This window comes from Nocardiopsis sp. TNDT3 (assembly GCF_003427465.1).
GTDB classification, from domain to species: Bacteria; Actinomycetota; Actinomycetes; order Streptosporangiales; family Streptosporangiaceae; genus Nocardiopsis; species Nocardiopsis dassonvillei.
Window position 1 is genome coordinate 1 of the sequence record NZ_QPFC01000669.1, and the last position, 2,603, is coordinate 2,603.

The 2,603-nt window shown below is 70.8% G+C and carries 2 protein-coding genes; one reads left to right on the forward strand and one right to left on the reverse strand.

Annotation, left to right across the window (positions count from 1 at the left end):
- A partial coding sequence (locus tag DQW06_RS16815) for a DUF2625 family protein (RefSeq protein WP_117198894.1) occupies positions 1-432 on the forward strand: 432 nt, incomplete at its 5' end.
- Between the two features lie 67 nt (positions 433-499).
- On the opposite strand, the gene leuA is transcribed toward DQW06_RS16815, so the two are convergent.
- Positions 500-2,200, reverse strand: a complete 1,701-nt coding sequence (gene leuA, locus DQW06_RS16820) for a 2-isopropylmalate synthase (protein WP_013151778.1) — start codon at positions 2,198-2,200, stop codon at positions 500-502.
- Between the last annotated feature and the right edge of the window lie 403 nt (positions 2,201-2,603).

The following is a 2,603-nucleotide window of genomic DNA, read 5'->3' on the forward strand; positions in this document are numbered from 1 at the left end:
GTGGTGTACGGCCCGCCGCCGCGGCTGGTGGTCGCCCACGACGTTCTGGGCGGGGTGTTCGCCCTCAACGGGCCCGCGGCCGAGGGCGGGGACTATCCGGGCAGGCCCGGGGAGATGGTCTACTTCGCGCCTGACTCCCTGGAGTGGGAACCGCTGGAGACGGCCTACTCCGGCTGGATGCTGTGGCTGCTGGACGGCCACCTGGAGGACTTCTACCGCGCCCTGCGCTGGCCGGGCTGGCGCGAGGAGACAGAGGCGCTGGACCTGACGCGGGGGTTGTCGCTGCGCCCCTTCCCCTGGACGTCCGAGGCGCGCCAGGACATGGCCGCGACCTCGCGCAGGCCGATCGCGCTGGGCGAGCTGACCGGCGCGCACCGGGAGTCGTGCGCCGCCCTGGGCCTGCCCGACCCCGGCCCGTTCGGCCTGCTCTAGCGTCCCGGAACGGGCCGGGGCCGCGACCCGGCGGTCGCGGCCCCGCGCGCCCGCGGGCGTGCGCGCGTCAGACGCGCGCGATGGCGCTGCACAGCGCCTTGAGCGAGGCCGTGGTGATGCTGCTGTGGATGCCCACGCCCCACACCACGCGGCCGTCGATCTCGGCCTCCACGTAGGCGGCGGCGCGGGCGTCGCCGTCCCCGCCCATGGAGTGCTCCACGTAGTCCATGACGCGGACCTTGACGTCGACGTCGGTCAGGGCGTCGCAGAACGCGGAGATGGGGCCGTTGCCGGTGCCGGTCAGCTCGCGGATCTCGCCGTTGACCCGGGCGTCGGCCTCGATCCGGTAGGTGCCGTCGCTGTCGGTGGTGGAGCGGTGCGCCAGCACCGCGACCGGTCCGCCCTCGGCCAGGTAGGTCTGCGAGAAGATCTCCCAGATGCGCCCGGCGGCGAACTCGCCGCCCTCGGCGTCGGTGAACTTCTGGATGACCTGGGAGAACTCGATCTGGAGGCGGCGCGGCAGGTCCAGCGAGTGGTCGCGCTGCATGATGTAGGAGACGCCGCCCTTGCCGGACTGGCTGTTGACCCGGATGACGGCCTCGTAGTTGCGGCCCACGTCCTTGGGGTCGATGGGCAGGTAGGGCACGTCCCAGACGTGCTCCTCCACCGGGGTCCCCGCGGCGTCGGCGGCCTCCTGCTGGGCGGCGAAGCCCTTCTTGATGGCGTCCTGGTGGGAGCCGGAGAAGGCGGTGTAGACCAGGTCGCCGCCGTAGGGGTGGCGCGGGGCGACCGGCAGCTGGGTGCAGTGCTCGACGGTGCGGCGGATCTCGTCGATGTCGGAGAAGTCGATCCGGGGGTCCACGCCCTGGCTGAACAGGTTCATGCCCAGGGTGACCAGGCAGACGTTGCCGGTGCGCTCGCCGTGCCCGAACAGGCAGCCCTCGACGCGGTCGGCCCCGGCCATGACGGCCAGCTCGGCCGAGGCCACGCCGGTGCCGCGGTCGTTGTGCGGGTGCACCGAGACGACCACGTGCTCGCGCCGGGACAGGCTGCGGCTCATCCACTCGATCTGGTCGGCGTAGACGTTGGGCGTGGAGCGCTCGACGGTCGCGGGCAGGTTGAGGATGATCTCGCGGCCCGGGCCGGGCTGCCAGACGTCCATGACGGCCTCGCAGACCTCCAGGGCGAAGTCCAGCTCGGTGTCGATGAAGATCTCGGGCGAGTACTCGTAGCCGAAGTACTCGGTCTCGCCCAGGTACTGCTCGGCGAAGCGCATGACGTGCCGGGTGCCCTGGACGGCGATGTCCTTGCAGGCCTCGCGGTCCACGCGGAAGACGACACGGCGGAAGGTGGGCGCGGTGGCGTTGTACAGGTGCACGGTGGCGCGCTTCGCCCCGACCAGGCTCTGCACGGTGCGCTCGATGAGGTCCTCACGGGCCTGGGTCAGCACCGAGATCTGCACGTCGTCGGGGATCGCGTCGCCCTCGATCAGGGACCGGACGAAGTCGAAGTCGGTCTGGCTGGCGGCCGGGAAACCTACCTCGATCTCCTTGTAGCCCATCCGCACCAGCAGCTCGAACATCTCGCGCTTGCGGGCGGGGTCCATCGGCTCGATCAGCGCCTGGTTGCCGTCGCGCAGGTCCGTGGACAGCCAGCGCGGGGCCTCGGTGATGCTCTTGGAGGGCCAGGTGCGGTCGGGCAGGTCCACCGGCGCGAAGGGCTTGTAGCGGTGGAAGGGCATGGGGCTGGGCTTTTGCTGCGGCACCATCTCGGTGGCTCCTCGGGTGGATCTGGCGCTTGGTCATGGTCGACCAGGACAAGCCGAAGTCCCGCGGCGAGGGAGCCGACCTTTTAACGACCCCCGCCGCGGCCGCTAAGGAGAAGCAGCTCGCGCAGCATAACGGTCCTCACGCTAGCAGACGGCCCGCCGGAACTGGTACCCGGTGTCCATATGTTGGGACGGGCGTCACATGACCTGGGGATCCTCCTCACTGAGGGCGCGCACGGCGGGATTCACCCCCTTACCGGTACCTCGACCTCAAGAGACCGGCGGGGTGTCTGTAACATTTTCGGTGAACCCTTCAGTGCTAGGGGGGTTGTTCCAGATCCCGTCGACGGGGCCCGGGGTGCGGCCAACACCCGGGGCCGCCGCCGGCAGCGCGGTCACCGCG